Source organism: Cupriavidus mimosae (assembly GCF_023952485.1).
GTDB lineage: Bacteria > Pseudomonadota > Gammaproteobacteria > Burkholderiales > Burkholderiaceae > Cupriavidus > Cupriavidus taiwanensis_C.
Window position 1 is genome coordinate 163,928 of record NZ_JALHRY010000012.1, and the last position, 25,214, is coordinate 189,141.

The following is a 25,214-nucleotide window of genomic DNA, read 5'->3' on the forward strand; positions in this document are numbered from 1 at the left end:
GCGAGGCCGTGTCGCGGGCGCCGCCTGAGGAGGAAGGGATACCGTGCGGCGGGGCCGCACGGCGGGAATCTGACGCCGATTTTACCGGAATCGCCGCGGCGCTTCAGGGTGCCGCGGCAGTACCGTCGGGCTGGGCGCCTGGCCAGCGTCCGCCGGTGCAGCGCTCCAGCCCGGCCAGGTCGCGCGCGGTGAAGACCTCGTCGAAGCCGCCGGCTTGCAGCAGCTGGCGCGTGGCCGCGGCCTGGTCGTAGCCGTGTTCCATCAGCAGCCAGCCGCCCGCCAGCAGCCGCGCGCCGGCGCCGCCTACGATGGCGCGCAGATCGGAGAGGCCGTCGTCGTGGTCGGTCAGCGCGTCGATCGGCTCGAAGCGCAGGTCGCCTTCGGCCAGGTGCGGGTCGCCCGCGGCGATATAGGGCGGGTTGCTGACGATCAGGTGGAAGCGCAGCTCCGGCGGCAGCGCCGCGTACCAGTCCGAGACCAGGAACTGGATATGCTCGGCGCCCAGCGCGCGGGCATTGTCCTGCGCCACCATGAGCGCGCCGGGCGAGATGTCGGTGGCCCAGACCCGCGCGTCGCGCCGCTCGCGCGCAAGCGTCACGGCAAGGATGCCGGAACCCGTGCCGAGGTCCAGCACGTTGGGCTGCGGCACCGTGGCCAGCCGCGCCAGCGCGGCTTCCGCGGCGACCTCGGTATCGGGGCGCGGGATCAGCACGTCGGGCGTGACCCGGAACTTGCGGCCGAAGAACTCGCGTTCGCCGATCAGGTAGGCCATCGGCTCGCCCGCCAGCCGCCGCGCCAGCAGCGTCGCAAACGCGTCGCGCTGGGCGATGGTGAGCACGTCGGTGTCGCGCGTGATCAGCTGCGTTCGGCTCAGGCCGGTGACGTGGGTCAGCAGCATGCGCGCTTCCAGCGCAGGCAGCCCGGCCATGGCGGCCAGGGTCTGCGCCTCGCGCAGCGTGGGGGTTGCCGGCAGCGCGGTGGAGTCGGGGGTGGACATCGAGTGGGTAAAAGACGGTTCTGGTGCCGGCTACAAAAAACCCCACCGGTGCGGGACCTGGCGGGGCTTTGGGGCGGTGCTCTGGTGAAACTTCCGGCTTCGTGCCAGTGTACCGCTCATCGGCGGCGGCGGGCGCAATGACCCCGCCGGGGCGATTACTTATTGACGGCGTCCTTGGCCTTGTCCGCGCCGGCGTTGACGGCATCCTTGGCGGCCTGCTTGGCATGCTCCATGGCGTTGCCGGCGTCTTCCTTGGCCTTCTCCGCGGCGGCGGAAGCGTTGGAGGCCGCGTCGCTGGCGGCAGCCTTGGCGGCATCTGCGGCGTTGCTGGCGGCAGCGGCGGCATCGCTTGCGGCGGCCTTGGCGGATTCCGCGGCGCTCTGCATCGCGCTCTCGGCGTTCGAGGCGGCGGGCGGCGCTTCTTCCTTCTTGCTGCAAGCGGCCATGGCCGCGGTGATCATCAACAGCGCGAGCAGTTTTTTCATGATTTCGTCCTAGCTATGTTCTCGGGAGTGACTACCCGGCACCATTCTCCGTTTGCCGGTCGAAATCGATTATAGACAGCGACTTTACCCCCGCCAGTGCTGTTTCAAGCATTTACAACAGATACAAAGACATCGGCGACTTTACGCGGTGTTCATCGCCGAAGCCTCGACTGGGTGTCATAAAGGAGCAGCTCAGGCGTCATCGCCCAGCGCCGCCAGCTGGTCCGCCTGGTGCTCGGCGGCCAGCGCCGACAGCAGCTCGTCCATGTCGCCGTCCATGATCATGTCGATCTTGTACAGCGTCAGGTTGATGCGGTGGTCGGTCACGCGGCCCTGCGGGAAGTTGTAGGTGCGGATGCGGTCGCTGCGGTCGCCCGAGCCGATCAGGTTGCGCCGGGTGCTGGCCTCGCGCGCCTGCGCGGCGCGCGCCTGCATGTCCTTGATGCGGGCGGCGAGCACCTTCATCGCCTTGTCCTTGTTGCGGTGCTGGCTGCGGTCATCCTGGCACTCGACCACGATGCCGGTGGGCAGGTGGGTCAGGCGCACCGCGGAATCGGTCTTGTTGACGTGCTGGCCGCCCGCTCCGGAGGCGCGGAAGGTGTCGATGCGCAGGTCGGCCGGGTTGATCTCGACCTCGCCGACCTCGTCGGCCTCGGGCATCACGGCCACCGTGCAGGCGGAAGTATGGATGCGGCCCTGCGCCTCGGTCGCGGGCACGCGCTGAACGCGATGGCCGCCCGATTCGAACTTCAGCCGCGAAAACGCGGCATCGCCGGCGATCCGGACGATCACTTCCTTGTACCCGCCGAGGTCTGATTCCGATTCGCTCATGACCTCGACCTGCCAGCGCTGCCGTTCGGCATAACGCGTGTACATCCGCAGCAGATCGGCGGCGAACAGCGCGCTTTCCTCGCCGCCGGTGCCGGCGCGGATTTCCAACAGCAGGTTGCGGTCGTCGTTCGGGTCCCTGGGCAGAAGCAGGCGCTGCAAGCTGGCCTGCAGCGCTTCGAGGCGGTCGCGCGCGGCGGCGATCTCGTCGGCGGCGAAGTCCTTCATCTCCGGGTCGTCGAGCAGCGCCTGCGCGGTGGCGAGGTCGTCCTGGGCCTGCCGGTACTGGCCGTATTGCTCGGCCACGGGCGACAGCTCCGCATGTTCGCGGCTGAGCTTGCGGTACTGGTCGATATTGGCGGTCGCGTCTGCGCGCGCGAGCAGGGCGTTGACTTCGTCGAGTCGCTCGGCCAGTTGGTCGAGCTTGGCAAGCATGCTGGCTTTCATCGGGGCGGACAGGGAATGGGGTGGGCCGGGCCGCGCGCGCGATCGCGGGGGCGGCGGCGAGTGCGTGCCGGGCGCGGCGCGCCGGCAAGGCGAGCGCGGCTAGCGCTCGGAATGGCTGCTGTGGCGGAACAGGCCCGGCACCAGGCGCAGCAGCGCCTCGCGGTCCTCGCCCTGGGTGTGGTTGAGCGCGTGCGTGGGGCCGTGCAGGAACTTGCGCGTGAGCGCGCCGGAGAGCGCCTCGAGCACGGCCTGCGGATCGTCGCCGCGCGCCAGCATGCGGCGCGCGCGCTCCAGTTCGGCCTGGCGGATGGCTTCGCCGCTGCTCTGCAGTTCGCGGATGACCGGCACCACGCTGCGGGTTTCCAGCCAGTGCATGAAGTTCTGCACGCGGCTTTCGATAATGGCTTCGGCCTGCGCCACCGCGGCCTGGCGCAGGGCGTTGCCTTCGCGCACGACCGCGCCGAGGTCGTCGACGGTATAGAGGAAGACGTCGTCCAGGCGCGCGACTTCGGGCTCGACGTCGCGCGGCACGGCCAGGTCAACCATCATGATGGGGCGGTGCTTGCGCCGCTTGACCGCGCGCTCCACCGCGCCCAGGCCGATGATCGGCAGCGAGCTGGCGGTGCACGACACCACGATGTCGAACTCATGCAGGCGCTCGCCCAGGTCCGACAGGCGGATCGCGTTGGCGGTCAGGCCCTGGCCGCTGAGCTGCTCGGCCAGCTTTTCGCCACGTTCCACGGTGCGGTTGGCCACCACGATCTGGCGCGGCTGCTGCGCAGCAAAGTGGGTGGCGCACAGCTCGATCATCTCGCCTGCGCCGATAAACAGCACGCGCTGGGTCGAGACGCTTTCAAAGATTCGCTGCGCCAGCCGCACCGCGGCCGCGGCCATCGACACCGAATGCGCGCCGATCTCGGTCTGGCCGCGCACTTCCTTGGCCACCGCGAAGGTGCGTTGGAACAGCTGATTCAGGTAAGTGCCGAGCGAGCCGGCTTCGCCGGCGGTGCGCACTGCGTCCTTGAGCTGGCCCAGGATCTGGGTCTCGCCCAGCACCATCGAATCCAGCCCGCTGGCCACGCGGAAGGCGTGGCGCACGGCTTCGGACTGCGGCAGCGCATACAGGTGAGGCGCCAGCTCCGTGGCCGGCACATTGTGATGCTGCGACAGCCAGCGCAGGGTGTGCTCGAAGCCGTCCGTGCCGGGCGTCAGCACGTCGGTGGCGCAGTAGATCTCGGTGCGGTTGCAGGTGGACAGGATCGCGGCTTCGGTGCCGCTGCGCCCCGACAGGTGGGAGCGCAGGGCCCCCAGCGCCGGCTTGATCTGCTCGAGCGGAAACGCCACCCGCTCGCGCAGCGAGACGGGTGCCGTAGTGTGATTGATGCCGATCGCGAGCAGTTGCATTGTTGGGGACTGGTGTGGCCCGAAGCGCGGCCGGACCGGATGTCATTATACCGCCGGGACCGATGATTGCAGTCGCCCGCCGCGGTGGGTGGCAGGGGCGCCGGATTGCAGTATCGTTACGCCTCGGCCGCTTGCCGGCTGTGATGCGGACAACACAGGAGAAGCGGATGCTGGGCACCTTGATCGTGGGTTTGCTGGTCGGACTGGCGGCACGCCGGTTGCACCCGGCAGGGCGCGTGGTGACCGTGCCGGCCGCGCTGGTGCTGGGCGCGGCGGGTGCGGCGGCGGCTTTCTACACCGGCCGCGCGCTGCATTGGTTTGTCGACGGCCAACTCAGCAGCTGGCTCGCGGTGGTCGCCGGGTCGGCGCTGCTGGTCGGGTTCTGGGGCACGGTGCGGCCGCGCGGTCGGTAAATACTGAACCGACTTTCCGGTCAGGAATCTGCACGCGGCTTGATCCCGGTCAGTCGGCCGCGTTGCCTGACGTCAGGCCCTCGCGGCAAGCAGGCGGCGCAGCACCCCGCTGGAATAGTGGCTGGCCACGTCGGTCAGGAATGCCGAGAAATCCACATGGGCGGTGTCGTCGGCGCGGTCCGAGATGGTCCGCATTACCGCGTAAGGCACGCCATATTCATGGCAGACCTGTGCCACCGCGGCGCCTTCCATTTCTACCGCCAGCAGGCCGGGCAGCCGCTCGCGCAACTCCGCCACCGCGGCGGGCGAGCCGATGAACTGGTCGCCGCTGGCGATCATGCCCCGGTGCAGGGTCGGCGCCGCGACGCCAAACTTCTCGCGCACCGCGCGCGGCACGTCGACGGCCAGGTCGTCGCGCAGGAAGTCTGCCGCGGCGGCATGCAGCTCGGCCGTCAGCGCCGCATCGGCCGGGAATGCGGCGCGCTCCAGCAGCGGCACTTCATGGCGGCCGAAGAAAGGGCGCGCGTCCAGGTCATGCTGCAGGGTGCGATCGGCGATGACGATGTCGCCCACCTGCGTGGCCGCGCCGATGCCGCCGGCCAGGCCGGTAAAGACGATCTGCGTGGCGCCCAGTTCGCGGATCAGCGTGACCGTGGTGGCCGACGCCGCCACCTTGCCCATGCGCGCCAGCACCAGCACGCACGGTTGCCCGTACAAATGGCCGCTGTAGTAGTCGCGCATGCCGATGGTGCGTACGGTGGCGCGGCTGTCGTCATGGCGCATGGCGGCGACAAGGCCATCGACTTCATCGTGGATGGCGGCAAGGATTCCGAGGGTCATGGGGCGTGGGCAACTTGGACAAGGCCCACAGCATACCCGGCCCGCGCAGGCCGAGCCTGGATGGAGCGCGAGCGCACGCCCCCTCCCACGCAACAGGTGCGGCCCACGTATCACTTTGCTAAAGTCGCCGTCATTCCAGCACGCAAGGGCGAGCATGCAAGCAACCCGCATCGGAGCAAATGGCCCGGACCGCGAAGCCGTTGGCGAGCGGCGCGCCATCCGCCAGGCACTGGCCCACTGGCGCGCGCTGGGCCGCCTCGCGCCGGCGGCGGTCGCGGCGCCGTGGGCGCGCACCGAACCGTTCGCCGCGGACTGGCGCCGCTGGCTCGACACCGCGCTGATGGCGCTTGGCACCGCGCTGCTGTGCGCCGGCGTGATCGTGTTCTTCGCCTTCAACTGGCAGGACCTGCACAAGTTTTCCAAGTTCGGCCTGCTCGCCGGCGCGATCACGCTGCTGGCCGGCCTTGCCTGGCTGCGCCCGGCGGGCGATGCCGCCGGCCGCGCCGCGCTGGGCGGCGCGCAGGTGGTGGCGGGCGTGCTGCTGGCGGTGATCGGCCAGACCTACCAGACCGGCGCCGACCCCTGGCAGCTGTTCGCGCTGTGGGCGCTGCTGGCGCTGCCGTGGGCGCTGGCGGCGCGCGCGGCGCCGCACTGGTGGCTGGTGATCGTGGTCGGCAACCTGGCGCTGCTGCGGTACTTCAGCCTGCGCTTCGGCATCGACGGCGTGTTCTCGCTGCTGTTCGATTCGCGTCACGTGCGCACCGCCACGCTGGCCTTGCTGGGCGCGGTGGCGCTGCAGCTGGTGCTGTGGCAGCTGCTGTGCGTTCAGGCGCCGGCGCTCGGCTTCCGCGGGCTGACCGGCGGCCGCATGCTGGCGGCGCTGGCGTGCCTGCATGCCGGCTCGCTCGGGCTGGCCAGCCTGCTGCGCAGCGACTTCGACGGCGCCGCCTTTGCGCTGGCGGTGCTGGCGCTGGCCGCGCTGGTCTGGTGGTTCCGCTGGCATGCCTTCGACATCGTGGTGCTGAGCCTGGCCTGCCTGACCGGCATCGTGCTTGCGGTCGCGGCCATCGCCAAGGTGCTGTTCGAGGGCAAGGATGATTTCGGCGCCTTCCTGCTGCTTGGCCTGCTGACCATCGGCCTGGCCGCCGCCGCGGCCGCGTGGCTGATGCGGGCCTGGCGCAGCCAGCTGGAGCAGGCATGAGCAACGTACTGCAGACCGAGCAGCGGCTCTGGCAACAACTCGCCGCACGCGGCGAGGTACAGGGCGAGCCGCCCGCGCATCCCCATACGCCGTGGTCGGTACGCTGCCTGATGGGCGCGGCGGGCTGGCTCGGCGCCTTGTTCTTCCAGTTTTTCCTGGTCGGTACGGTCTTCGTTGCCGCGCGCGAGAACGGCGTGGCGATGGCCGTCACCGGACTGGCCATGATCGCGCTGGCCGCGCTGCTGTACTGGCGCGGCGGCGGCATCGCCGCGGGACAGTTCGCGCTGGCGGTCAGCCTGAGCGGGCAAGGCATGGCCGTGTTCGGCCTAACCGAGGCGCTCGGCTTCACGCGCGTGGCCGAGAGTGCGGGCTTCTGGGCCGCACTGGCGCTGTTCGAGGCCGCGCTGGCCTGGCTCGTGCCCAACCGGCTGCACCGGCTGCTGTGCGGTCTGGGCGCGTGGATCGGGCTGGCCGGCGCGGTGCATCTCGCCATGGCCGGCGGCAAGCCGGAGGACTGGCTGTTGCTGACCTGGTCGCTCGGCTGGCTGGTGCCGCTCGGCGCTGCCCTGGCGGCCGGCTTCACGCTGGCCGAGGCGCGCCTGTGCGCGGACGGCCGCCATGCGCTGATGGAACCGCTGGCCGACGCGACGCTGCTGTTCACGCTGGCGGCGGCGCTGGTCGTCACAGGCATGAGCCATCCGCTGGCCTGGCTGGAGGGCCCGGAAGCGGCCCGCATCCCGCTGGCGCACTGGGCCGCGGGCGGACTGACTACGCTGATGCTGGCCGGCTTCGCGCTGGCCGAATGCCGCCGGCTGGGGCTCGGCCAGGCCATGCAGGGCGCCGTGCTGGGCGGCCTGGTCGCATTCGGCGCGCTGATGGCAGCGGCGCCCGCGGTCGTGGCCGGCGTACTCGCGCTCGGGCTGGCGCTGCGGCGGGCGTCGATGCCGTGGCTGGGGCTGGGCGTCACCAGCATCGCCATCGGCTTTATCTGGTACTACTCGGCGCTGCACTGGACCCTGCTTGCCAAGTCGGCCACCCTCGCCGCCGCCGGCGTCCTGCTGCTCGCCGGCCGCTACTCGCTGCTGCGCCGCGCACAGATGGAGGCCGCATGAAACGCTGGATCCTGATCGCCTGGGCGCTGACGCTGGCGCTGGCCGCCGTCGGCATCGCCGGCAAGGAGCGCCTGCTGGCGCACGGCGACGTCGTCTTCCTCAGGCTCGCGCCGGTCGATCCGCGCTCGCTGATGCAGGGCGACTACATGGCGCTGAACTTCGACATCGGCAACCAGATCCGCGCCGCCCGGGCTCAGGACGCCCAGGTGCCGCGCGACGGCGTCGCCGTGATTCGCCGCGATGAACAGGGCATTGCCGGCTTCGTGCGCGTGCACGGCGCCGAGCCGCTGGCGCCGGGCGAGCAACTGCTGCGCTACCAGACCGCGCGCTCGCGCTGGGGCGGCATGCAGGTGCAGGTGTCGACCGATGCGTATTTCTTCCAGGAGGGGCAGGGCAAGCGCTTCGCGCAGGCCGAGTATGGGGAGTTTCGCGTGGGGGCGGACGGGCAGGCGCTGCTGGTGGGGTTGCGGGGGAAGGGGATGGAGAAGTTGTAAAGTCCCCTGTCCTGTCGCATCAAATTTGAATGCACTCGTCAATGCAGGGCTTCCGCTGCCAGCAGAATGGCCATCGAAATCATCAATCCGCCACCAATGATGTTGAAGAGCCTTAGCCTTTTCCCGCTGAATAATGTGCTCGAACTCGCGACATGAGCGGCGGCGACCCACGCCGCATCTATGACCAGTCCCAGGGCAATCGGTATCAGTGAAAAAACTAGCAAGTAGGCGATCGGACTTTCCGCCCCGTCGCCCATAAAGCTGGGGACTATCGAGCCAAACATAATCAGTGCTTTTGGATTGGTCGAGCCCACGATGATTCCTGCAACCAATGATTGCTGGCTCTTTCGCGGATTGCTTTTTCCTCCTGCCAGCATAGATCTGGAAAAGAGCAAATATTGAAAGCCGATGCCTAGCAAGACTACGGCACCTAGCAGTCGAATGAAAATCAAGACATGGTCGGAGCGCATCAGCAGCGAGCCGATTCCCATCGCTACGATCACAGCAACACAATAGGTCCCGATCGCATTGCCGATCACACCCCGTAACGCATTTCTCCGTCCCACTGCTATCGTTTGCCCGACCAGGAACATGATGCTCGGGCCTGGAACCGCGATCAGCACAGCGGAGGTCAGCACGAGCCCCAGAACGCCATTGAATGCAGTTAGCTCTACAGGCATGGATAGTCCTTTCTATCGACCTGGCTCAGGTCGGCGTCACGCTGTTCATCAGTCATTCTTCCCCGGCTTGTGGCCGGGGGAGGAGGTCTTAGAGTTGTGCTCTCATAAGCAACGCCAGGGTTGGCTGCACTCGCAGTGCCTCGGCAACTTCTTCCTCGGTCATCAACGGATAGCATTTACCCACATGCTCATCGTTCACCGGCAGCGTGCTCCGGCGCTCTTCAAGGCCCAGCGCACAGGAGCAAGCATTGAAAGCGACATTCCTGTACTGGTCAACGTTGGTCTGGGCATCAACGTAGTCGTCCAGATCCCAACGACCGATCAGGCTCTCCTGCATATGGAGTGAATCGACTTCCACGCCTCCGCGGAAAACATGGAACACGGGGTGAATATACGCGCTCTTGGATGTGTCGAAATGATCCGCTGGTAGCGTGAAGTAGTGCGTTGGGAGTTTGCCATTTCCATACTGGGAAAAACCATACTGGAAAACTATTTCAATCCGATTCTGTTCATTGCCCCAACGTTCGTAGTTGTACTCGCGTGGAAATGCCGGCCACACACATGCACGAACAATGCTTTCCTCATCGCTTTCTTCAAACGTGACAGTGCTTCCGAAATAGCTGAAGAGTTCAAACAAGGGCATGCTGGCACTTACATACTGAACGATGAATTCTGCAAGAGAGGTGAGTGCATTAGCAGGTTCTTCCATCGGTACTTTGCACTCAAACATCGGCTTAAGCGCCATACCATGATGTCGTTCCGCGATGATGTTGCCCAGTGCCTGAATGTTGCATCGAAAGCCATGTACAAAACCGGAAGCGGCGTCCGGGTCGTTGACGCGCATCGAGGCACCTATGAAATACAGACCAGGCTCCGTCACGGACTCCCAACTTGATGTGAGCAGGCAATATTTCCCTTTCTCGTCCATGGCTGGCCGGACGGTCTCCATATCGAAGATATGGGGCATCGTGTAGTTAAATCCGCAACAAACAATCAGATCATCTATGATTCCCGATCGCTTCAACCATCTCGGCGGCGTCCAATGGGGGCAGGGTGTTTCGTAGCGAATCAACAGCCGCCCATCGTTCTTTCCACCGGTTATCCGGTGAACCTCTACGATACGGTCACTCACAATATTGTTGTTCGACTTGAGTTGCATCAGGTCAAAGATATCTGAAACTTGAGCACGTAAATCGTGTACGTTGTGAGTCTGCCGAGCGAACAACGGTAAGGAACGTGTGACAACGCGCGTCTCAGCCGTAATATCGACAAGGTGATGCGCGATTTCGAAAGCAGAGTTACCTCGTCCAAGCACGACGACAATCTTGTTCCTGTAGCGCTCAGCAGCCATGTCTGCATCGAAGTCTTCATACAAGGTACAGGTATCAGGGCCGATACCTTTTATATCAGGCAGAATCGGTTTCGATTTTCCCGTGGCAAAAAATATTCGATCTGCTGAGATGCATAGAGAATCAGATATTTGGACGGTGAAGCGATCATTGTTTCGCGACACACGGCGAACATAGGTGCCGGTGCGAATATTTTTTGTGAGTCCCATCCGTTCGGCCACATACTTCAGATACTCTTTGTAAATCTTTGCAGGTGGCCAATGTTCGGATGTCCATTCTGTAAACAGGAGCTTGGGATCTTTGGCTGCATCTTCAGCGCTGATGGTGCTGAGTGAGTGCCAGTCATAGCGCATTCGATAGGTGTGATTTTCACCGGGGACGTATTTTTTGTTGAGCGAAATTAGTTGGCCGTATACAGGATGGCGGTCCCATTGTCCCCCGACACTTTCGCTTGCCTCTAGCAAGATATATTCGATGCTGCGCTTGCTGAGTTCGAGGGCCATATTGAGCCCGGCAGGGCCCCCGCCAATAATGATGTTTGGGTAATACTCTTGCATTGCGTTCACCTCCATGCGGATTTCCAGTTGAAACGTACTGGAAGATTCATATCAAATGATATTTGTGGTGCGCCCTTAAGTAGCAAGGTTTCGGGTTCTCGAGGGTATTCCAATGCCAATCAGAGCTCTCCGTGTACCTTAAGCGCGTACGGACCGGTATGGAAACCCTCAGGATTCATGCTGGACAACGCAGGAGGAAATGAATGTGAGATGAGTCCCAAAAGCAGTACTGAAATTTCCGAACTTGCTTGGGATGTGACTGGCAGGGTGTTGCCGACGCCACGTTGGTCGCGCACGTCCCATGTTCGGCCTTGGGGCAGCGCGCTGGCAATTCGTCGTTGCGAGGCGGCTGAGCAGTGCTAAACCGTCGTCCGCTGCCGCGAGGAAGAAAAAAGCCCAGCAGTTGCTGGGCTTTTGGTGGGTCTCGAGATGTCTTGAGACATCCCGAATCAACAGCTTTGGCTTAGACGTTGAACAGGAAGTTCATCACATCCCCATCCTTCACCACATACTCCTTCCCTTCCGCCCGCATCTTGCCGGCTTCCTTCGCGCCGGTCTCGCCCTTGAAGCTGATGAAGTCGTCATAGGCGATGGTCTGCGCGCGGATAAAGCCGCGTTCGAAGTCGGTGTGGATCACGCCGGCGGCCTTGGGCGCGGTGTCGCCCACGTGGATTGTCCAGGCGCGCACTTCCTTGACTCCGGCAGTGAAGTACGTCTGCAGGCCGAGCAGCTTGAAGCCGGCGCGGATCACGCGGTCCAGGCCCGGCTCTTCCATGCCCAGGTCGGCCAGGAACTCGGCCTTGTCGGCGTCGTCCAGGTCGGCGATCTCGGCTTCGATGGCGGCGCACACGGCGACTACGGGGGAATCGGTCTGCTTGGCGTATTCGCGCACCGCGTCAAGGTGCGGGTTGTTGTCGAAACCATCCTCGCGCACGTTGGCCACGTACATGGTCGGCTTGGCGGTGATCAGGCAGAACGGGCGGATCGCATCCCACTCTTCCGGCGCCAGGTCCAGGGTGCGCACGGCCTTGGCCTGGTCCAGCACGGACTGGGCCTTTTCCAGCACGGCGACCAGGCGCTGGGCTTCCTTGTCGCCGGCGCGGGCCGGCTTGACGTAGCGCGCCAGCGCCTTCTCGACGGTGGCCAGGTCGGCCAGCGCCAGTTCGGTGTTGATGACTTCGATATCCGACAGCGGGTCCACACGGCCGGCCACGTGGATCACGTTGTCGTCCTCGAAGCAGCGCACCACGTGGGTGATGGCATCGCATTCGCGGATATTGGCCAGGAACTGGTTGCCCAGGCCTTCACCCTTGGAGGCGCCTGCCACCAGCCCGGCGATGTCGACGAACTCGACCGTGGCCGGCAGGATGCGCTCCGGCTTGACGATCTCGGCCAGCTTCGCGAGCCTCGGATCCGGCACTTCCACCACGCCCACATTGGGCTCGATGGTGCAGAACGGATAGTTTTCGGCGGCGATGCCGGCCTTGGTGAGGGCATTGAACAGCGTGGACTTGCCGACGTTGGGCAGGCCGACGATGCCGCATTGGAGGCTCATGGTCTGGTCTTCGGAATCAATGGGTTGCGTGATGCCACCGGTGCCGGCACCGCCATGGCAGGCGCGGATCGCGCGTTACCGCCGGGTGCGTCGGGACGAGACAAAGACATCACATCGCGCTGGCTCGGCGCGGTTGCACGCCTTTGCCACGCAAAACCGCGATTGTAACCTTTTGGGGGCGCGGGGCGGTGTCAGCGGAGAAGCAAAGCCCTGGCAAGCAAAACGGCCAAGGTGTCAGCCTGGCCGTGTATCGTGGTTCGATGCCGGATCGTGGTGGTGGCGATCAGGCTCCGTCGGTGAACTGGTCCCGCATATCCGTGGTTCTTGCGCCGTCCGTGAAGGTGTCGCGGGTTTCGGTCGTGCGCGCGCCGTCAGTGTAGACATCAAACTTCGACACCTTTGCCCCATCGGTGTAGACATCAAATTTCGAAACCTTCGCGCCATCCGTGTAAACGTCGCGAAGACCGGTACCCCCGAATGCCGTGCCCATGGCCCCAGCGGTGACGACGGCAATCAATAGTGTTTGTTTGAGCATTTGTTCCACCTCCCTTCAGGTGGTGAGTTCCCCGGCCAGAAACATTTCGTTTCAATATACGCCCGGCCGCGTCCGAAGGCGAAAGCGCCGACCCTATTGTTTAGTTGTAAGGCTTATGACTTGCGGCTATAAGGATCGGCCGAAGCGTCGCCGAGTCGGTCGCGTGCCGGGTGCGGCCACAAGGCGCCTTGCGTGCCGGCTTGGCTCCGCCAGCCTGGCGCGGACGGGCCCCGGAGTGACGTGGCTATAATCCAGCCATGACCCGATCCCACGCGTCCGCGCGACCCGCCGCGCGCAAATCCTCCGCCTTCCAGGTTGCCGTCGTCGGTGGCGGCATCGTCGGCAAGTCTTGCGCGCTGCTGCTGGCCCAGCAGGGCATGGACGTCGCGCTGATTGCTCCCAGGCCGGCGCGAGCCGTGGCCAGCGCCGGGCCGGACGACTGGGACAGCCGCATCTACGCCTTCTCCGCCAGCTCGCAGGCGCTGCTCGAACGCATGCGCGTGTGGGAGGCCCTGGATCCGGCGCGGATCCAGCCGGTGCGCGACATGCGCGTATTCGGCGATGTCAGCGCCGCCGAGACCTCGCCCAGCTTCGACGGCGACCTGCACTTCTCCGCGTATGCCGCGGCGGTGCCGCAGTTGGCATGGATCATTGAGTCACGCCTGGTCGAGCGCGCGCTGGACACCGCGCTGGGCTTCCAGCACCAGGTGACGTGGCACGACGGCACCGCCGGCGTGTGCGAGCGCGACCCCGACGGCATCACACTCACGCTGGACCATGGCGGCAAGGTGCGCACCGCCCTGGCGGTCGGCGCCGACGGCGCGCGCTCGTGGCTGCGCCAGCAATGCCATATCGGCGTCAGCACGCGCAAGTACCGCCAGCTTGGCGTGGTCGCCAACTTTGCCTGCGAGCGGCCGCACCATGAAACCGCCTGGCAGTGGTTCCTGGGCGCGCCGGAAAAGCTGATGGCCGACGAGGAGCCCGCCAACGGCGAAGTGCTGGCGATGCTGCCGCTGCCGGACAACCATGTGTCGATGGTCTGGTCCGCCGACGAGGCCCACGCGCGCGAGCTGCTGGCGCTGTCGCCCGAGGCGCTCGCCGCCACCGTGATGCAGGGCGCCAGTGGCGCGGTCGGCGCGCAGTTCGGCGCGCTGCGCTGCGTGACCCCTGCGCAGGGCTTCCCGCTGGTGCTGCAGCGTGCCGACCAGTTCGTGCAGCCGCACGTGGCGCTGGTGGGCGACGCCGCCCACGTGGTGCATCCGCTGGCCGGCCAGGGCATGAACCTGGGCCTGCGCGACGTCGCCGAACTTGGCCGCGTGATGGCCGACAAAGAACCTTTCCGCAGCGAGGGCGACCTGCGCCTGCTACGCCGCTACGAGCGCGCGCGCGCCACCGATTTGTTGTCGCTGACCGCCGCCACCGACGGGCTGCACCGGCTGTTCTCGCTGCCGGGCAGCGTGGCGCGGGTGGTGCGCAATACCGGCATGCGCGCGGTCGGCGGACAGTCGCTGCTCAAGCGCTTGCTGATCGGGCGCGCGCTCGGCTAGGTGCGCACGCACTGTCCACCCTCCGTACGCCCCTTTACCGAATTCCTGGAGTCAACATGTTCCCATCCCTGCGCCGCCGTCCCGCCGTCTACGCCACCCTGACCGCCATCGCCGGCGGTCTGGCCGCGGCCGGCTTCGCGCTGCACGCCATGGCGGCGGGCGAGCCCGGCACCGACCGCATCAAGGAATCCCTGCAGAAGATGCTGGGCGGCCGCGCCGAAGTGAAGAGCGTCGGCAAGACCCCGGTGCCGGGCCTGTTCGAAGCCAATATCGGCGGCCAGGTGGTGTACACGGATGCCACCGGCCGCTACATCCTTAACGGCGAGATGATCGACACCCGTACCGGCACCAACCTGACCGAGGAGCGGCTGGCGGAGATCAACCGCATCAAGTGGTCGGACCTGCCGCTGGCGCGCGCGATCAAGTGGACCAAGGGCGATGGCAGCCGCCAGGTGGCGGTGTTCTCCGATCCCAATTGCGGCTACTGCAAGCGCATCGAGCAGACCTTCCAGCAGATGGACAACATCACCGTGTACACCTTCCTGTACCCGGTGCTGTCGCCGGATTCGGAGACCAAGTCGAAGCAGGTCTGGTGCGCGGCCGACCGCACCAAGGCCTGGCGCGACTGGATGCTCAAGCAGGTGGCGCTGACCGGCAACGGCAGCTGCAAGACTCCGCTGGAAGAGAACCTGGCCCTCGGCCACAGCATGAACGTGACCGGCACCCCGGCGGTGTTCTTCACCGACGGCACCCGCATCCCGGGCGCGGCGGACGTCGCCACGCTGGAGCGCAAGCTCGCCAGCATCAAGAAATAAGCGCGCGCCGGACCGGTACCGGCTCGAGCGACGGCCGGACCTGTCCGGCCGTTGTGCTTTCTGCCTTTTCCATCATTGCATGCGATCGCCGCCAGGCGACCAAGGAGACACCATGACTTTCCAGGCAGTGCTGCTGACCCAGGCCGACGGCGCCACCCAGGCCAATCTCGCCACCCTCGACGAGGCCCAGTTGCCCGCCGATGGCGACGTGCTGGTCGCCGTCGACTACTCCACCATCAATTTCAAGGACGGCCTGGCCATCACGGGGCGCTCGCCGGTGGTACGCAAGTGGCCGATGGTGGCGGGCATCGACGGCGCCGGCACGGTGCTTGAGTCCGCGCATCCGCGCTGGAAAGCCGGCGACAAGGTGGTGCTGAATGGCTACGGCGTGGGCGAGACCCACTGGGGCTGCCTGGCGCAGCGCGCGCGCCTGAAGGGCGACTGGCTGGTGCCGCTGCCCGCTGCCTTCACCACGCGCCAGGCCATGGCGATCGGCACCGCGGGCTATACCGCGATGCTGTCGGTGCTGGCGCTGGAGCGCGGCGGCGTCAACGGCCCGGTGCGCCCGGGCGACGGCGAGGTGCTGGTGACCGGGGCTTCGGGCGGGGTCGGTTCGGTGGCGATCGCGCTGCTGAGCAAGCTGGGCTACCGGGTGGTGGCTTCGACCGGCAAGACGCGCGAGGCGGATTTCCTGAAGGCGCTGGGCGCCGACGACGTGATCGACCGCGCCGAGCTGGGCGTGCCGGGCAAGCCGCTGCAGAAGGAACGCTGGGCGGCGGTGATCGATTCGGTGGGCTCGCACACGCTGGTCAATGCCTGCGCGCAGGTGCGCTACGGCGGCGTGGTGACGGCGTGCGGGCTGGCGCAAGGGCTGGATTTCCCCGGCTCGGTCGCGCCCTTCATCCTGCGCGGCATCACGCTGCACGGCATCGACAGCGTGATGGCGGCGATGGCGCTGCGTGAACAGGCCTGGCAGCGCCTGGCCAGCGACCTGGAGCTGGACCGGCTCAATGCGCTGACGCGCGAGATCGGCCTGGGCGAGGCCATCGAGGCCGGCCGCAAGATCATGGAAGGCGCCATGCGCGGGCGCGTGGTGGTGGATGTGAATCGCGGCTGAGCAGTACCGGGCCGTCTCACCGCGCCTCCCCGCGCCGGCGCTGCATGCAGCGCCGACGTTACAATCCTGCCCATGACGCCGATCCGCTACGCCATCGCCCCGCTTCAGCCTGAAGCGCACCTGTTTGCCGTTACCGTCACCGTCAGCGAGCCCGATCCGTCCGGGCAGTGTTTCTCGCTGCCGGCGTGGATTCCCGGCAGCTACATGATCCGGGACTTCGCGCGCAATATCGTGCGCATCCGCGCCGACGCGGGCGGGCGCGAAATCGCGCTGAGCAAGCTCGACAAGCAGCGCTGGCAGGCCGCGCCGGTCACCCTCGCCGACGGCCCGCTGACGCTCAGCTACGAGGTCTACGCCTGGGACCTGTCGGTGCGCGCCGCGCACCTGGACACCACCCATGGATTCTTCAACGGCAGCTCGGTGTTCCTGTGCGTGGAAGGGCAGGCCGAGCGCCCATGCACGGTCGACATCCATGCCCCCGCGGGCGAGGCCTACCGCGACTGGCGCGTGGCCACCGCCATGCGCGAGGCGCCCGGCCGCGACGGAGCGAAGCGCTACGGCTTCGGCCGCTACCAGGTGGCCGACTACGACGAGCTGGTCGACCACCCGGTCGAGATGGGCACCTTCCAGCTGGCCAGCTTCCGCGCCTGCGGCGCGCAGCACGACGTGGTCTTCACCGGGCGCGTGCCGCAACTGGATCTCGAGCGCGTGTGCCGCGACCTGAAGCGCATCTGCGAGACCCAGATCCGGCTGTTCGAGCCGCGCACGGCGCAGGCGCCGTTCCTGGACAGCAACCGGCGCTACGTGTTCATGACCATGGTCACCAGCGACGGCTACGGCGGCCTGGAGCATCGCGCCAGCACCGCGCTGATCTGCTCGCGCAACGACCTGCCGGTGCGCGGCAACAGCGAGACCAGCGAGGGCTACCGCACCTTCCTCGGGCTGTGCAGCCACGAGTATTTCCACACCTGGAACGTCAAGCGCATCAAGCCGGCCGCGTTCGTGCCGTACCGGCTGGCGCAGGAGACCTACACGCCGCTGCTGTGGCTGTTCGAGGGCTTTACCAGCTACTACGACGACCTGGTGCTGGTGCGCTCGGGCTGCGTCACCGAGGCGCAGTATGTCGAGATGCTGGCCAAGACCTGGAACGGCGTGCTGCGCGGCAATGGCCGCACCAAGCAGAGCGTGGCCGAAAGCTCGTTCGATGCCTGGACCAAGTACTACCGCCAGGACGAGAACGCGCCCAACGCCATCGTCAGCTACTACACCAAGGGCGCGCTGGTGGCGCTGGCGCTGGACCTGACCATCCGCGACAAGACCCGCGGGCGGCGCTCGCTCGACGATGTCATGCGCGCCCTGTGGCGCGACTACGGCCGCGGCTTCTATGCGCCGGACGCGGTGCAGCGCGGCGTGACCGAGGCCGAGGTCCATGCGCTGTTCGATGAAGTCACGGGCCTGCGCATGGGGCCGCTGCTGCGTGCGCTGACCGAAGGCACCGGCGAGTTGCCGCTGCCGCCGCTGTTCAAGGCGTTCGGAATCAAGGCCGAGGCGCAGAAGCCGGCGCGCACCGCCGCGCTGGGGATCAAGGTCAAGACCGAGGACGGCTGGGTACGCGTGACCCAGGTGCTCGACGGCGGCGCCGCGCAGGCCGCAGGGCTGTCCGCAGGCGACCTGCTGGTCGCCGTCGACGGCGTGCGCATGGCGCCGGGCCAGCTCGACAAGCTGCTGGCGCGCTACCGCCCCGGTGACCGCATCGAGCTGCACGCCTTCCGCCGCGACGAGCTGCAGGCGCTGCCGGTGACGCTGGCGCGCGAGCCGGCGGCGCAGTTCAAGCTCAAGGCGGAGGGCGGCCGGCATGCGGCGCGCTCGCGCTGGCTGGGCCAGTGAGCTAGCCTCCTTTCGCCGCGACACCGGATACCGCCACCGCCACCGCAGTCCAACGTCCCCGCTGCATGCAATACGCGCACGACCCCCGCACCTTCCTGTATTCGCACTATGTGTACCGGGGGCTGCGCTCGGCCACGGGCGTAATCGGCGCGACGCTGATCGCGCTGCATTTCAGCGACCTGCCCACCGCGATGGTGGTGTCGATGGGCGCGCTGTGCACCAGCCTGATGGACCTGCCCAGCCCGCTGAACCACAAGTTCAACGAGATGCTGGCCAGCGTGCTGCTGTGCAGCGTGGTCACGCTGGTGGTGGCGCTGGCCACGCCGTTCCCGCGCGTGATGCCGTTCCTGCTGGTGCTGGTGACGTTCATGGCCGGCATGATGACGGTGTACGGCAACAAGACGCTGCCGCTGCAGTTCGCCGCGCTGTTCGTGATGACGCTCACCATCAACGAAGACTTCCTGGTGCGGCGCGCGCTGGAGCATGCGGCGCTGTTCAGCATCGGCGCGGTGGCCTATCTCGGATACGCGATGCTGGTGAGCTGGATCACCGAGCGCCGTACCCGGCAGCAGGTGCTGGCCGAATCGCTGTACGAGCTGGCGGGGTATCTCGAAATCAAGGCCGGCTTCTACGACGCCGGCAATGACTTCGAGGCCCAGTTCAACCAGCTGGTGCGCCAGCAGATCGTGGTGGCCGAGCGCCAGCAGGCCGCGCGCGACCTGGTGCTGCGCGGCAATCGCACCCCCCACGACGGGCTGCTGGTGCAGGTGCACCTGCGCATGCTCGACCTGTACGAGTACATCCTGTCGACCAACACCGACTATCCGATGCTGCGCCAGACCTTCGCCGGTACGCCGGTGCTGGACCACCTGCGCGGGCTGGTGATGCAGATGTGCAAGGACGTCGAAGAGATCGCCTACGAAGTCACGCGCGGGCGGGGCTCGTACGCCACGGTGGATTACCGCCAGGGCCTGCGCGCGGTGGAGGCGGAGATCGCGCAGCTGCGCCACCACCATATCAACCCGGCGGCGATGACGGCGCTGGTCGAGACGCTCGACATGATGCGCGGCGCGATCACGCTGATCGGCCAGCTGCACGAGGCCTCGCGCACCCCGGTGGAACCCGGCAAGGTGCTGCCCGGCTCGGACATGACGCCGTTCCTGACGCGCCAGAAGTACGAGCTGAGCGTGCTGCGCGACAACCTGAAGTGGACGTCGCCGGCGTTCCGCTTTGCGCTGCGGGTATCGATGGCGGTGGCGCTGGGCCTGTGGATCGCCGAGCGCCTGCCTTACGTGTCGCACAGCTACTGGATCCTGCTGACCATCATCGTGATCCTGAAGCCCAACTTCAGCATGACCAAGCAGCGCTACAACGACCGCGTGATCGGCACGCTGATCGGCTGCGTGGTTTCGGTCGCGATCCTGAAGGTAGTGCACCAGCCGCTGATCCTGCTGGGCGTGCTGTTCCTGTCGCTGGTGGCCAGCGCCGCCTTCGTCACCATCAAATACCGCTACACCGCGATCGCCGCCTGCATCCAGGTGCTGATCCAGATCCACCTGCTGATGCCGAACAGCCCTACCGTGGCGGGCGAGCGGCTGGTGGATACGGTGATCGGCGGCATCATCGCGTCGCTGTTCAGCTTCGTGCTGCCGAGCTGGGAGTACCGCGCCATCCCCAAGCTGGTCGAAGCCGTGCTGCAGGCCAACCGCCGCTATATCGCCGCCACGCGCGACCTGCTGCTGCGCCGGGCCAAGGATGACTTTGCCTACCGCGTGCAGCGCAAGCAGTTCATGGACAATCTGTCCGCGCTGATCTCGTCGTTCCAGCGCATGCTGGACGAGCCCAGGAGCCGGCACCGCGCCGTGGATAACCTGAACCGCTTCATCGTGCAGAACTACCTGGTGGCGGCGCACGTGGCGGCCGCGCGCATCCAGGTGCGCCAGCACTACGATGAGCTCGATATCCCGGCCGCCGAGGCGGCGATCGAGCAGGCCACCGAGGCCGCCAGCCACAGCCTGCAGGTTGCCAGCGAACGGCTGCACGCCGACGAGCGCGGCGGCGGCCGCGGCGCGGGCTTCATCCGCAAGGCGCCGGCGGAGCGCAAGGAGGCCGTCCCGGTGGCAGCCGACAAGCCGGTTGCGGCGACAGTCGAGGCGGCGCCGGAAGCGGTGGCTGAAGCGGTGACCGAAGCGGCCCCTGAACCGGTTGTCGAAACCGTCATGCCCGAAGCGGCAGATGCGGCCGAAGCCGCGGAAGACGCCGCCGCGGAACGCCGCGCCCGCCTGGCCGATTCCGCCGACAAGCGCCGCACCGACACGCTGGTGCAGGCCGCCGCGGCGGGCGAGTCGAGCGAACAGGCAGGGTTGACGTCAAGCTCCACCGGCCGCCCCGCCAACGCGGTGCTGGAGCGCCGGCTGCGCGCGCTGCGCGAGGACGCGGCCAAGATTGCGCTGCGCACGGGAGCGATCGGGCGGGCGATGCGGGCGCGGTCGTAGAGATCCGGAACCGATTGTTTTTCTCCCCTCTCCCGCGAGCGGGAGGGGGAGAAAACCAGCAGCAAGATTAAACGCCGTGCCTCGCCCCCTCATCCTCCGGCAACGTCAGCACCCCGCTGTTATAGCTGTACTCGAAGATCTCCCCATATCGCCCCCATCCGATCGCCACGCTCAGCACGCGTTCGGCCTCCGCCGGCTTGAGGAATTGCTCCAGTTCCTCGAGCACCTGCTCCTCGCGGATCTCGCCCGCTTCGCTCGCCTCCAGCTCTCGCCGTACATGCGCGGTCAGCGCGACGTTGGCCAGCAATTGCCGCCCGAAGATCGCCTTGCGCTGCTGCGGCTCGGCGGCGTAGTAGGCGCGGCCCGCGTCGGTGGCGGCGATGTCGCCGGCCTCGATCGACACCAGCCGCACCAGTTGCAGCGCTTCGCAGGCCGGCAGCAGTTCGTCGTCGGTCAGGCCGGCCTCGTCGGCCAGGTGGGGCAGGTCGGCACGGCAGTGGAAGGGCGCCTCGCACAGCAGGTCGAGGATGGCTTCCATCTGGCTGATGTCGGCGTCCGGCAGCCGGTAGCCGATCTCGCGCGCGGGTGCGGGCACGCGCGCCTCGGCCGCCGGGGCCGTCATCAGTGCGTAGATCTGGTCGACCAGCGCGCGCACCTGCGCACTGTCGCGGTTGCGCGGGCGCGGCAGCGCCACCGGCACTTCGGCGCGGATGCGGCCCGGGTCGCTCGACAGGATCACGATGCGGTCGGCCATCATCACCGCTTCTTCGATATTGTGCGAAACGATAAGGATGCTGCGGATATTGGCGCGCCCGCTTGCCCACAGCGCCAGCATCTCGTCGCGCAGGGTCTCGCCGGTCAGCACGTCCAGCGCCGAGAACGCTTCATCCATCAGCAGCAGGTCGGGCTCGGTCACCAGCGCGCGCGCAATGCCCACGCGCTGGCGCATGCCGCCCGACAGCTCGCGCGGCAGCGCGCTGTTGAAGCCGGCCAGGCCGATCAGGTCGATCGCCGCTTCGGCGCGGCGTTCCCGCTCGGCCCTGGGCACGCCTTGCGCCTCCAGCCCGAGCTCGACGTTCTGCTGTACCGTCAGCCACGGAAACAGCGCGAACGACTGGAACACCATGGCGATGCCTTCGGCGGTGCCGGCCAGGCGCTGGCCGCGGAATCGCACCTCGCCGCGGTCGGCGCCGACCAGCCCCGCCATGATGCGCAGCAGCGTGGACTTGCCCGAGCCTGACTTGCCAAGCATGGCGACGATCTCGCCCTCGCACAGGGTCAGGTCGACGCCTTCGAGCACGGCACGGTCGCTCTGGCTGGCGGTGCGGAAAATCTTGCCGACACCGCGCAGTTCGATCACCGCCGCGGCGGTAGGGGTTGCAATGTTCTCTGCCATCGTTGCCTTGCCTTACAGGCGTGTGCGCTCCTGCGCAAGTTGGTACAGGCGGTTCCACAACAGCCGGTTGAAGCCCACCACGAACAGCGCCATCACGCCGATGCCCAGCGCAATGCGCGGGAAGTCGCCGCGCGCGGTGGTCTCGGCGATATAGCTGCCGAGGCCGGTGGCGACGATGGTGCGGTCGCCCCAGGTCACGTATTCGGATACGATGCTGGCGTTCCAGGAGCCGCCCGCGGCCGTCACCAGGCCGGTCAGCAGGCTGGGAAAGACCGCCGGAATCAGGAAGCGCTTCCACAGCAGCCAGCCGCGCAGGCCGAAGTTGCGCGCGGCGAGCCTGAGCTCGGTGGGGATGCCCGACGCCCCCGCGATCACGTTGAACAGGATGTACCACTGGGTGCCGAAGATCAGCAGCGGGCTCAGCCAGATCTCCTGATTCAGCCCGAAGCGCGCGATCAGCATCACCGCCAGCGGGAACATCAGGTTGGCCGGGAACGCCGCCAGGAACTGCGCGATCGGTTGCGCGACGCGCGCCAGGTCCGGGTTCAGGCCGATGCGGATGCCGATCGGCACCCATACCAGCGCTGCCAGCGCAATCAGCACGATCACCCGCAGCATGGTCAGCGTGCCCAGCCACAGCACATGGACGACTTCGGCCCAGCCCACTTCGCTGTGGACGAAATAGCCCACGCGCAGCAGCGCGGCCAGCGCCACCAGCACGATCGCGGCGTCGCGGGCACGGGCCAGCCATAACGCCCGATGCGGATCGACTGGGCGGGCCGGTGCTGGCGTGCGCGTGCGCGCGCCCCACGCCAGCGTGCGCGTGGCCAGCGCCGCGGCTTGCGCCAGCAGCGCGCCCACCCACGCCGAGCGGCGCAGCAGGTCCAGCAGCCACGACTGCGGCAGCTTGTCCTGCGCCAGGGTCTCGAAGCGGAAGCGGTCGGCCCAGGCCACCAGCGGGCGGAACAGCAGCTGATCGTACAGCAGGATACCCACCAGCATCGCCACGATGGCCCAGCCGATCGCGGCCAGGTCCTGCTGCTGGATCGCCAGCGCGATATAGGAGCCGATGCCGGGCAGCCGGATATCGTGGCCCGACACCGAGATGGCTTCGGACGCGACCACGAAGAACCAGCCGCCCGACATCGACATCATCATGTTCCACAGCAGCCCCGGCATGGCGTACGGCACTTCCAGCCGCCAGAAGCGCTGCCACGGCGACAGCCGGAACATCGCCGCGGCCTCCAGCAAGTCGCCGGGGATGGTGCGGAACGACTGGTACAGGCTGAACGCCATGTTCCAGGCCTGCGAGGTGAAGATGGCAAAGATCGCCGCGCACTCCACGCCGGCCAGGTTGCCCGGAAAGAGGGCGATGAAGCCGGTCACGGTGATGGAAAGGAAGCCCAGCACCGGGATCGACTGCAGGATATCCAGCGCGGGCACCAGCACCTTCTCGGCGGTGCGGCTCTTCGACGCCAGCGCGGCGAAGGCCAGCGAGAACAGCAGCGACGCCGCCAGCGCGGCCAGCATGCGCACGCTGGTGCGCATCAGGTAATAGGGCAGGTAGGCCACGTCCAGGTGCACCGCCAGCGGCTGGCCGGGCCGGAACGGGACGTTCATCTGCTGCGCGGCGAACGCGATCATCACGATCACGGCCAGGATGATCGGCAGCAACGCCAGGTCGAAGCGGTTGGGCGGGGCGCGCAGCAGCTGGCTGTCAAAGCCCGGGGCGGGCGGGGCCGCGTTGCGGTCGGCGGGTGGCATCATGGGCGCTTGTCGGGCTGTATCGAGCTTGGAGGACGAAGGCTTGTGGCCTGCCTCTGGTTCGCGGCCCCGGCGGACAACGGCACAGCCCGCATGCCGCCGGCTTTATGCTGATCACGCCGGGCGGCGCGCATCCCCTGGTAACGCCCGGCATGGCGGTCTAGTTTACTTGGTGTCGATGACACAACGCGCACGCGTGGCGTGCGCTCGCGAGGGACCCACCATGAACAAGGCAACATGGCGCCTGGTTGCGCACGGGCGCGTGCAGGGCGTGGGCTATCGCGCCGCCTGCGCCGACGCGGCGGACGAACTCGGGCTGGGCGGCTGGGTGCGCAACCGCGCCGACGGCACCGTCGAGGTGATGGCGCACGGCACGGTCAAGCAGCTGGAAGCGCTGCAGGCGTGGATGGAAACCGGCCCGCCGGCGGCGCAGGTGGCGTTTGTCGAGGTCGGGCGCGGGGAAGGGGAGTTTGCCGGCTTCGAGTTCCGGCCGACGGTCTAACGGTGCGCTCCCGCTAGGCGGCGGTCCAGTCGATCGCCGTGCGGCCGTGCGTTTCCAGCCAGCGGTTGGCTTCGCGGAAGTGGCCGCAGCCGAGGAAGCCCCGGTGCGCCGACAACGGCGACGGGTGCGGCGCTTCCAGCACGCAGTGGCCGGCGCCCAGCAGCGGCTTCTTGGCCTGCGCATGGCTGCCCCACAGCATGAACACCAGGTTGGGCTGGCTGGCAGCGAGGTGCTGGATCAGGCAATCGGTGACGGCTTCCCAGCCTCGTCGCGCATGGCTGGCGGCCTGGCCCTGCTCGACCGTCAGCACGGTATTGAGCAGCAGCACGCCCTGGCGCGCCCAGCCTTCCAGGTTGCCGGAGCTGCGCGGCGGGCAGTTGCCCTCGGCGCCGAATTCGGCGGCGATTTCCTTGAAGATGTTGCGCAGGCTGGGCGGCACTTTGATGCCTGCCGGCACCGAGAAGGCGAGCCCGTGAGCCTGCGGCAGCTCGACGCCGCCGACCGTGCCGGTGCCGTGGTAGGGGTCCTGGCCGAGGATCACCACCTTGACCGCATCGGGCGGCGTCAGGTGCAGCGCGTGGAAGACATGGTGCGGGAACACCGGCTTGCCGGCGGCGCGTTCGCCGTCGACGAAGGCGGCCAGCTCGCGCCACGCCGGCACGGCGATGCAGGGCTCGAGCAAGGCGCGCCAGGCGGCCGGCAGGGCATCGGCCTGCGCTTGCAGGCTGGCGGCGGGAGAGGGTTCGCCGGGCGCGCGGGGCGCGTCGGCGGTAAAGAGATCGGCTTGCATGCGG

Annotated in this window: 22 protein-coding genes; 10 read left to right on the forward strand and 12 right to left on the reverse strand. The window is 67.2% G+C overall.

Annotated elements, in window-relative coordinates; translation table 11 throughout:
- Positions 1–103: 103 nt before the first annotated feature.
- The 4 genes from prmC to hemA all read right to left on the reverse strand — a co-directional run bounded on the left by prmC (position 104) and on the right by hemA (position 4,161).
- Positions 104–997, reverse strand: coding sequence for a peptide chain release factor N(5)-glutamine methyltransferase (gene prmC, locus MKD50_RS22100; RefSeq protein WP_252668655.1), 894 nt, complete (start codon positions 995–997; stop codon positions 104–106).
- 155 nt (positions 998–1,152) lie between these two features.
- The gene (locus tag MKD50_RS22105; RefSeq protein WP_018005248.1) at positions 1,153–1,482 is read right to left on the reverse strand and encodes a hypothetical protein; all 330 of its coding nucleotides are present in this window, start codon (positions 1,480–1,482) and stop codon (positions 1,153–1,155) included.
- A 192-nt stretch (positions 1,483–1,674) separates the two neighbouring features.
- Complete coding sequence (gene prfA / locus MKD50_RS22110) at positions 1,675–2,757, reverse strand: peptide chain release factor 1 (protein WP_252668657.1); 1,083 nt, start codon at positions 2,755–2,757, stop codon at positions 1,675–1,677.
- A 99-nt stretch (positions 2,758–2,856) separates the two neighbouring features.
- A complete protein-coding gene (gene hemA, locus MKD50_RS22115) occupies positions 2,857–4,161 on the reverse strand; it encodes a glutamyl-tRNA reductase (protein ID WP_116296233.1) in 1,305 nt (434 codons plus the stop codon).
- A 167-nt stretch (positions 4,162–4,328) separates the two neighbouring features.
- Between hemA and MKD50_RS22120 the strand changes: the two genes are divergently transcribed.
- On the forward strand, positions 4,329–4,574 hold the full coding sequence (locus MKD50_RS22120; protein WP_115705011.1) for a hypothetical protein: 246 nt from the start codon (positions 4,329–4,331) through the stop codon (positions 4,572–4,574).
- Positions 4,575–4,646: 72 nt separating this feature from the next.
- Here MKD50_RS22120 and MKD50_RS22125 read toward each other — a convergent pair whose 3' ends face one another.
- Positions 4,647–5,414 carry a 5'-methylthioadenosine/adenosylhomocysteine nucleosidase gene (locus tag MKD50_RS22125; RefSeq protein WP_252668659.1) on the reverse strand — a complete coding sequence of 256 codons (768 nt, stop codon included), beginning with the start codon at positions 5,412–5,414 and terminating at the stop codon, positions 4,647–4,649.
- Between the two features lie 154 nt (positions 5,415–5,568).
- On the opposite strand from MKD50_RS22125, the gene MKD50_RS22130 reads away from it, so the two are divergent.
- Genes MKD50_RS22130 through MKD50_RS22140 form a run of 3 tightly spaced genes read left to right on the forward strand, consistent with a single transcriptional unit; the run spans position 5,569 to position 8,221 of the window.
- A complete protein-coding gene (locus tag MKD50_RS22130) occupies positions 5,569–6,615 on the forward strand; it encodes a DUF2157 domain-containing protein (RefSeq protein ID WP_252668661.1) in 1,047 nt (348 codons plus the stop codon).
- Positions 6,612–7,727, forward strand: a complete 1,116-nt coding sequence (locus MKD50_RS22135; protein ID WP_252668662.1) for a DUF4401 domain-containing protein — start codon at positions 6,612–6,614, stop codon at positions 7,725–7,727. The genes MKD50_RS22130 and MKD50_RS22135 overlap by 4 nt, the downstream gene beginning before the upstream one ends.
- Positions 7,724–8,221, forward strand: a complete 498-nt coding sequence (locus MKD50_RS22140; RefSeq protein ID WP_252668663.1) for a GDYXXLXY domain-containing protein — start codon at positions 7,724–7,726, stop codon at positions 8,219–8,221. Before MKD50_RS22135 ends, MKD50_RS22140 begins: the two co-directional genes overlap by 4 nt.
- 38 nt (positions 8,222–8,259) lie before the next feature.
- Here MKD50_RS22140 and MKD50_RS22145 read toward each other — a convergent pair whose 3' ends face one another.
- The 4 genes from MKD50_RS22145 to MKD50_RS22160 all read right to left on the reverse strand — a co-directional run bounded on the left by MKD50_RS22145 (position 8,260) and on the right by MKD50_RS22160 (position 12,897).
- A complete protein-coding gene (locus MKD50_RS22145) occupies positions 8,260–8,901 on the reverse strand; it encodes a LysE family translocator (RefSeq protein WP_115705001.1) in 642 nt (213 codons plus the stop codon).
- Positions 8,902–8,989: 88 nt separating this feature from the next.
- Entirely contained in the window at positions 8,990–10,822 is a 1,833-nt protein-coding gene (locus MKD50_RS22150; RefSeq protein ID WP_252668664.1) for an NAD(P)-binding domain-containing protein, read from the reverse strand.
- A 448-nt stretch (positions 10,823–11,270) separates the two neighbouring features.
- A complete protein-coding gene (gene ychF, locus MKD50_RS22155) occupies positions 11,271–12,362 on the reverse strand; it encodes a redox-regulated ATPase YchF (protein WP_252668665.1) in 1,092 nt (363 codons plus the stop codon).
- Between the two features lie 283 nt (positions 12,363–12,645).
- Positions 12,646–12,897 carry a hypothetical protein gene (locus tag MKD50_RS22160; RefSeq protein WP_115704998.1) on the reverse strand — a complete coding sequence of 84 codons (252 nt, stop codon included), beginning with the start codon at positions 12,895–12,897 and terminating at the stop codon, positions 12,646–12,648.
- 257 nt (positions 12,898–13,154) lie between these two features.
- On the opposite strand from MKD50_RS22160, the gene MKD50_RS22165 reads away from it, so the two are divergent.
- The 5 genes from MKD50_RS22165 (at position 13,155) to MKD50_RS22185 (ending at position 20,758) form a co-directional block, all read left to right on the forward strand.
- Positions 13,155–14,444, forward strand: coding sequence for a UbiH/UbiF family hydroxylase (locus MKD50_RS22165; RefSeq protein ID WP_115704996.1), 1,290 nt, complete (start codon positions 13,155–13,157; stop codon positions 14,442–14,444).
- Positions 14,445–14,500: 56 nt separating this feature from the next.
- Entirely contained in the window at positions 14,501–15,259 is a 759-nt protein-coding gene (locus MKD50_RS22170) for a DsbC family protein (RefSeq protein ID WP_115704994.1), read from the forward strand.
- Positions 15,260–15,371: 112 nt separating this feature from the next.
- Positions 15,372–16,376, forward strand: a complete 1,005-nt coding sequence (gene acuI / locus MKD50_RS22175) for an acrylyl-CoA reductase (NADPH) (RefSeq protein ID WP_115704992.1) — start codon at positions 15,372–15,374, stop codon at positions 16,374–16,376.
- Positions 16,377–16,448: 72 nt separating this feature from the next.
- On the forward strand, positions 16,449–18,263 hold the full coding sequence (locus tag MKD50_RS22180; protein ID WP_252668666.1) for a M61 family metallopeptidase: 1,815 nt from the start codon (positions 16,449–16,451) through the stop codon (positions 18,261–18,263).
- Positions 18,264–18,328: 65 nt separating this feature from the next.
- Positions 18,329–20,758, forward strand: coding sequence for an FUSC family protein (locus MKD50_RS22185; RefSeq protein WP_252668667.1), 2,430 nt, complete (start codon positions 18,329–18,331; stop codon positions 20,756–20,758).
- A 67-nt stretch (positions 20,759–20,825) separates the two neighbouring features.
- Here MKD50_RS22185 and MKD50_RS22190 read toward each other — a convergent pair whose 3' ends face one another.
- Together MKD50_RS22190 and MKD50_RS22195 are read right to left on the reverse strand one after the other, a co-directional pair.
- Complete coding sequence (locus MKD50_RS22190) at positions 20,826–22,154, reverse strand: ABC transporter ATP-binding protein (protein ID WP_252668668.1); 1,329 nt, start codon at positions 22,152–22,154, stop codon at positions 20,826–20,828.
- Between the two features lie 12 nt (positions 22,155–22,166).
- Positions 22,167–23,921 carry an ABC transporter permease gene (locus tag MKD50_RS22195; protein ID WP_252668670.1) on the reverse strand — a complete coding sequence of 585 codons (1,755 nt, stop codon included), beginning with the start codon at positions 23,919–23,921 and terminating at the stop codon, positions 22,167–22,169.
- A gap of 220 nt (positions 23,922–24,141) precedes the next feature.
- Here MKD50_RS22195 and MKD50_RS22200 point away from each other — a divergent pair, with 220 nt between their 5' ends.
- Positions 24,142–24,420, forward strand: a complete 279-nt coding sequence (locus MKD50_RS22200) for an acylphosphatase (RefSeq protein WP_062801853.1) — start codon at positions 24,142–24,144, stop codon at positions 24,418–24,420.
- A gap of 13 nt (positions 24,421–24,433) precedes the next feature.
- Here the strand turns inward: MKD50_RS22200 and MKD50_RS22205 are convergent, their stop codons facing one another.
- On the reverse strand, positions 24,434–25,210 hold the full coding sequence (locus MKD50_RS22205; RefSeq protein WP_252668672.1) for a uracil-DNA glycosylase: 777 nt from the start codon (positions 25,208–25,210) through the stop codon (positions 24,434–24,436).
- Positions 25,211–25,214 lie beyond the last annotated feature (4 nt).